Below are 5,677 nucleotides of genomic sequence, written 5' to 3'. Positions count from 1 at the left end.
GGCACGTACCGCATGGTCAGGAAGAGCGCGGCGAGGCCCACCGGAAGGTTGATCCAGAAGATCGAGCGCCAGCCGACGGAGTCCACGAGCAGGCCGCCGACCAGGGGACCCGCGGCCATGGAGATGCCGACGACCCCGCCCCAGACGCCGATGGCCCTGGCCCGCTCGCGCGGCTCGGTGAAGGTGTTGGTCCGACATCGCCACGGGGTTCAGCATCGAGCCGCCCACCGCCTGGACCATGCGGAACGCCACGAGGGAGGGCAGATTCGGGGCGAGCGAGCAGAGCACCGAGCCGATGGTGAAGATCACCAGGCCCGCCTGGAAGATCTTGCGGCGCCCTATGCGGTCGGCGGTGGAGCCCGCGAGCATGAGCAGCGAGGCCAAGACGAGCGTGTACGCGTCAATGGTCCACTGCATGCCCGAGACGCTGGCATCGAACTCTCGCCGCATCGTCGGCAGGGCGACGTTCAGGACGGTGTTGTCGAGGCTGACGATCAGCAGGCTCATGCAGCAGATCGCGAGGACGAGCATGCGTCCGCGGTGGGTGAGTTCATCGGGCATGTATCCGACGGTAGCCCGCCGGGGCGCGCGGGGCCCGCCCGGTCCTGCCCGGGGAGCGGCCCGGTCCTGCCCGGGGACCGGTCTCCGGAGTGCGGCCGGGTGAGGGACAATGAAGGGTCCCGTCAGCCGTCCCGGAGAGCTTCCATGCCGTCCAAGCCCCTGTCGATCGGCCCGCACACCGTCCAGCCGCCGGTCGTGCTCGCCCCCATGGCGGGCATCACGAACGCGCCGTTCCGGACGCTGTGCCGGGAGTTCTCCGGCGGCAAGGGCCTCTTCGTCAGCGAGATGATCACGACGCGCGCCCTGGTCGAGCGCAACGAGAAGACGATGCAGCTCGTCCACTTCGACGCGACGGAGAAGCCGCGCTCCATCCAGCTCTACGGAGTGGACCCGGCGACCGTCGGCAAGGCCGTCCGCATGATCGCCGAAGAGGACCTCGCCGACCACATCGACCTGAACTTCGGCTGCCCCGTCCCCAAGGTGACCCGCAAGGGCGGCGGCTCCGCGCTGCCGTACAAGCGCCCGCTGCTCCGGGCGATCCTCCGCGAGGCCGTCAGCGGCGCCGGGGACCTCCCCGTCACCATGAAGATGCGCAAGGGCATCAACGACGACCACATCACCTTCCTCGACGCGGGCCGCATCGCCGTCGAGGAGGGCGTCACGGCGATCGCCCTGCACGGCCGCACGGCGGCCCAGCACTACGGCGGCACGGCCGACTGGGACGCCATCGCGCGCCTCAAGGAGCACGTGCCGGAGATCCCGGTGCTCGGCAACGGCGACATCTGGTCGGCGGCGGACGCGGTCCGCATGATGGCCGAGACGGGCTGCGACGGCGTCGTCGTGGGCCGGGGCTGCCTCGGCCGCCCCTGGCTCTTCGGCGACCTGGTGGCGGCCTTCGAGGGCACGGGCGCGCCGAAGGCGCCGTCCCTGCGCGAGGTCTCCGCCGTGATGCTGCGGCACGCCACCCTCCTCGGCGAGTGGATCGGCGACGAGGCGCGCGGAGTGATCGACTTCCGCAAGCACGTGGCGTGGTACCTCAAGGGCTTCGCGGTCGGTTCGGAGATGCGCAAGCGCCTCGCGGTCACGTCGTCGCTGGCCGAGCTTGAGGACGGCCTCGGCGAGCTGGACCTCGACCAGCCGTGGCCGGTGGGCGCGGACGGCCCCCGGGGCCGCACCTCGGGCAACAACCGGGTCGTCCTGCCGGACGGCTGGCTGAAGGACCCCTACGACTGCGCGGGCGTCGGCGAAGAGGCCGAGCTGGACACCTCGGGCGGCTGATCGGCTCAGCGCGGGGTGACCGTCACCGGCAGTTCCTTGATCCCGTTCACGAAGTTGGACCGCACCCGCCGGACCTCGCCGTTCAGGCGGATGTCGGCGACCCGGGGCAGCAGCTCCTCGAACATCACCCGCATCTCCAGGCGGGCCAGCGAGTTCCCCAGGCAGAAGTGGGGGCTCCCCTTGCCGAAGGTGACGTGGTCGATCTCCGGGCGGGTGACGTCGAAGCGGTAGGGGTCGGGGAAGACGGCCTCGTCCCGGTTGCCCGAGGCGAACCAGAGCACGACCTTGTCGCCCTTCCTGATGAGCTTGCCGCCGAGTTCCACGTCCCGCGTGGCCGTGCGGCGGAAGTGGTAGACCGGCGAGGCCCACCGCAGGCACTCCTCGACGGCACCCGGGATCAGCGAGGGGTCGGCGACGAGCTTGGCGCGCTCCTCGGGGTGCTCGATCAGCGCGAGCGTGGAGTGCGAGATGGCGTGCCGGGTGGTCTCGTTGCCCGCGACGACGAGCAGCAGGAAGTAGTTGTCGAAGTCGGTCGCGGAGAGCGGGACGCCGTCCTTGGGAGAGCTGTTGACCAGGGTGCTGACCAGGTCGTCGCCGCTGCCGCCCCGGCGCCGTGCGGCGAGTTCCCTGCCGTAGGCGAAGACTTCGAGCGCGGCGGGGGAGCGGAAGGGCAGATTGCGGTACTGCTCGCTCTCGGTGCTCTCCAGGAGGACGTCGGCGTAGTCGGGGTCGGTGTTGCCGATGATCCGGTTGCCCCAGTCGATGAGCTGCTGGGTGTCCTCCTGCGGCACGTCGAGCATCCGCGCGAGGACGTTGATCGGGAAGTCGGCGGAGACCTCCCTGACGAAGTCGAAGCTGCCCTTGGGCAGCGCGGCGTCCAGGGTGCGCCCGGTCAGACCGCGCAGGAACGTCTCGTACGTCGCGACGGCACGCGGCGTGAACCGCTTCTGGAGGATCAGCCGCATCGCGCGGTGCCGCAGTCCGTCGGTCTCCAGCATGGAGCGGCGCAGCGCGATGTAGTCCTCGTCGACCTCTTCGAGGTTGACGAACCGCTCCGAGGTGAACGTCTCGGGGTCGCGGTCGACGCGCACGATGTCCTCGTGCCGGGTGATGGCCCAGAAGCCGGAGTTGGGGGCGGGTTCGGGCTGCCAGTGGACGGGGTCCTCGCGGCGCAGCACGTCGAACATCCGCCAGGGGAGCGCGGCGTCGGTGAAGCGGTCGTTGTCGGCGAGGTCGACGTCGTCGAGGGTGAGGGGCGCGGGCCCCGGGGCCGTACGCATGGACGTACTCCTTCGCGGGCTCTTGCGGGAACGCGGGTGCGGTCGGATGCCGGTCAGATCAGGAAGGCGTACTCCGTGAACTCCCAGTCGGTGACGGCCTTCTGGAAGCGTTCGAGTTCGTCGCGCTTGTACGTGAGGAAGGCCCCGGTGAAGCCCGCCCCGAGCAGCCCGGTGAGCGCCTCGTCGGCCTCCAGGGCGTCCAGGGCCGTGCTGAGGGTGCCGGGCAGCTTGGGGGCGGTGGTCTCGTCGTATCCGTAGCCCTGGAGCGGGGCGGGCGGGTCGAGCTTGTCGCGGAGGCCGAGCAGGAGCGCGGCCMGGGCTCCGGCGACCGCGAGGTAGGGGTTGGCGGACGCGTCGCCGAGCCTGAGTTCGATGCGGGTGCCCTCGCCGCGCTCGGGCGGGACGCGGACCATCGCGCTGCGGTTGTCCGGGCCCCAGTCGGTCAGCCAGGGGGCCAGGGTGTCGGGGCCGAAGCGCTTGTAGGAGTTGACGGTGGGGTTGAGCAGGGCGGTCAGCGCGGGGGCGTGCGCGAGGACACCGGCGATGGCCTGCCGCGCGGTGACCGAGAGGCCAAGGGGGCCCGCCGGGTCGTCGAAGACGTTGCGCCCGGCGGCGTCGGTGAGCGAGATGTGCAGATGGAAGCCGGAGCCGCCGCCGCCGTTGAACGGCTTGGCCATGAAGGTCGCGAGGCGGCCCTCGCGGCGGGCCGTCTCCTTGACGGCCGCCTTGAGGCGGAAGGCGCGGTCGGCGGCGTCCATGGCCTCGGAGTGGTCGAGGTTGATCTCGAACTGCCCGCCGTCGAACTCGTGGTTCCCCGCGATCGCGCCGATCCCGAGGGCGTCCAGGTGCCGCAGGGTGCGCAGCAGGTGCCCGTCGGGGTCGCCGCGCCTGCCCGCGCTGTAGACGTTGCCGGTGGCGCCGCCGTACGGGACCCAGCCGGAGGCGGCGCCGGGGTCCGCCTCGCAGAGGAAGTACTCCAGTTCGGGCCCGACGACCGCCGTGAGGCCCGCGACCCCGGCGCACTCCGAGGCGGCGTCGAGCACCCGGCGCAGCAGGGCGCGCGGCGACTCGGGGGCCGCCTCGCCGGTGCGCGGGTCCACGGTGTCGCCGAGGCACCAGGCGACGCCGGGCTCCCAGGGCAGCGTCTGGAGGGTGGTGAGGTCGGGGTAGACGCAGACGTCGGGGAGCCCGGCGTCGAGACCGCCCGTGACGGGGACGACGTCTCCGGCGGGGGTGGTGTGGTAGACGGCACGGCAGAAGGTCAGGCCGTGGCCGCAGGCGCTCGGCAGGTGTCCGACCAGGACGTCGCGCCCCCGGTCGGCGCCGATGAGGTCGGGGTAGACGACGCGGACGACATCGGTGCCCTGGGCGCGCAGCGTCTGGACGATCGTTGCGATGTCCCCGTGTGGTGCGCTCGCTTCGCTCACCCGTGTCCCAGCCTTTCTGCGGGATGGATCGGGACGAGGGGGCACCGTGTGCGTGCCGCGGCTTTCGTTTGACTTCAAACGATAAAGAGGCGCACAGGCGCGCGCAAGAGGGTGTGCGGCGGCAGTCCGCGACGGTCCGCGCGGGCAAGTGCGCCCGCGCCGGAGGGGCGTTGTTCCGGACGAAGTCGGGGATGCCCCGTGACAGATCCGGCGTCCGGGCATATCGTACGGGGTCAAACGAGTGCGGAGTCAGGGACAGCGCAGCCGAAGGAGCCCGCGCATGACCGAGGTCCGAGGATTCTTCCCGCCCAGGACGGCGACCGGACGCTCCTCCCTGGTGCCCGCGCCGCCCTGGCACTACTCCGGCGACCTGCTCACCGTCGAGTACCGCACCGACCCCGCCCGCGTGCGCGAACTGCTGCCCGCGCCGCTGGAGCCCGCCGAGAGCGATCCCGGGGCGGTCGCGCTGATCTGGGCCGACTGGCAGTCCTGCGGCGAGAGCCGGGCCGAACTGCTCGACCCGGTAAGAGCCCAGTACAAGGAGTGCTTCGCGGTGGTGCGCTGCGGCTACCGGGGGCGGACCTACTCGCGGTGCGTCTACATCTGGGTCGACAAGGACTTCGCCGTCGCCCGGGGCATCCACCAGGGCTACCCGAAGAAGCTCGGCTCGATCCAGCTGACCCGGCCGCACCCCTTCGGTCCGGCGCCGCGCGTCGAGGCGGGCGCGGCCTTCGGCGCCACGCTCGCCGCCGCCGACCGCAGGCTCGCCCAGGCCGTGGTGACCCTGCGCGAGCCGTCGGAGACCAACGGCTTCGTCAACGCCCACCCGATGGCGCACCACCGCCAGCTCCCCGCCGTGGACGGCAAGGGCCTCGCTCTCGACGAGCTGATCGCCTCGGGCGCCGCCGCCTTCGAGGGCGGTCAGGCCTGGTCCGGCGAGGCGGAACTGCACCTTTTCGAAGCGCCCACGGAGGAACTGGCCGACCTCACGGTCGAGGAGCCGATCGGGGCGTACTACCGGCAGGTCGGCGTCGTGTGGAACGGCGGGACGCTGCTGGAGCGGGAGCTCTGAGAGGACCAGCGGGGGCTCTGAGAGGCCTGCGGACCAGCGGGAGCCAGGGGGGAACGGGG

The 5,677-nt window shown here is 71.8% G+C and carries 4 protein-coding genes and 1 pseudogene; 2 read left to right on the top strand and 3 right to left on the bottom strand.

The features are described 5' to 3' along the window. Positions 1-561 (bottom strand): annotated as a pseudogene (locus tag AB8Z36_RS28985) (MFS transporter); the annotation flags it as partial. Between the two features lie 144 nt (positions 562-705). On the opposite strand from AB8Z36_RS28985, the gene dusB reads away from it, so the two are divergent. Beyond that, positions 706-1,839, top strand: coding sequence for a tRNA dihydrouridine synthase DusB (gene dusB / locus AB8Z36_RS28980; RefSeq protein WP_369216348.1), 1,134 nt, complete (start codon positions 706-708; stop codon positions 1,837-1,839). Positions 1,840-1,844: 5 nt separating this feature from the next. Here dusB and AB8Z36_RS28975 read toward each other — a convergent pair whose 3' ends face one another. Then, entirely contained in the window at positions 1,845-3,119 is a 1,275-nt protein-coding gene (locus AB8Z36_RS28975; RefSeq protein ID WP_369216347.1) for a cytochrome P450, read from the bottom strand. Positions 3,120-3,172: 53 nt separating this feature from the next. Next, positions 3,173-4,546: a glutamine synthetase family protein gene (locus tag AB8Z36_RS28970; RefSeq protein WP_369216346.1), complete on the bottom strand. Its 1,374-nt coding sequence runs from the start codon at positions 4,544-4,546 to the stop codon at positions 3,173-3,175. Between the two features lie 280 nt (positions 4,547-4,826). On the opposite strand from AB8Z36_RS28970, the gene AB8Z36_RS28965 reads away from it, so the two are divergent. Further along, positions 4,827-5,618 (top strand): acetoacetate decarboxylase family protein, encoded by a 792-nt coding sequence (locus AB8Z36_RS28965; protein WP_369216345.1) that lies wholly within the window; start codon positions 4,827-4,829, stop codon positions 5,616-5,618. Positions 5,619-5,677 lie beyond the last annotated feature (59 nt).

It is taken from the genome of Streptomyces flavofungini, from assembly GCF_041028215.1.
GTDB classification, from domain to species: Bacteria; Actinomycetota; Actinomycetes; order Streptomycetales; family Streptomycetaceae; genus Streptomyces; species Streptomyces flavofungini_B.
The sequence above is the reverse complement of the archived record's forward strand: the minus strand, read 5'-3'. Positions and strand labels throughout refer to the sequence as shown.

Excerpts from the sequence above, each read along its gene's own strand:
- AB8Z36_RS28965 (WP_369216345.1), top strand. The coding sequence starts at position 4,827 with ATGACCGAGGTCCGAGGATTCTTCCCGCCCAGGACGGCGACCGGACGC.
- dusB (WP_369216348.1), top strand. The coding sequence starts at position 706 with ATGCCGTCCAAGCCCCTGTCGATCGGCCCGCACACCGTCCAGCCGCCG.
- AB8Z36_RS28975 (WP_369216347.1), bottom strand. The coding sequence starts at position 3,119 with ATGCGTACGGCCCCGGGGCCCGCGCCCCTCACCCTCGACGACGTCGAC.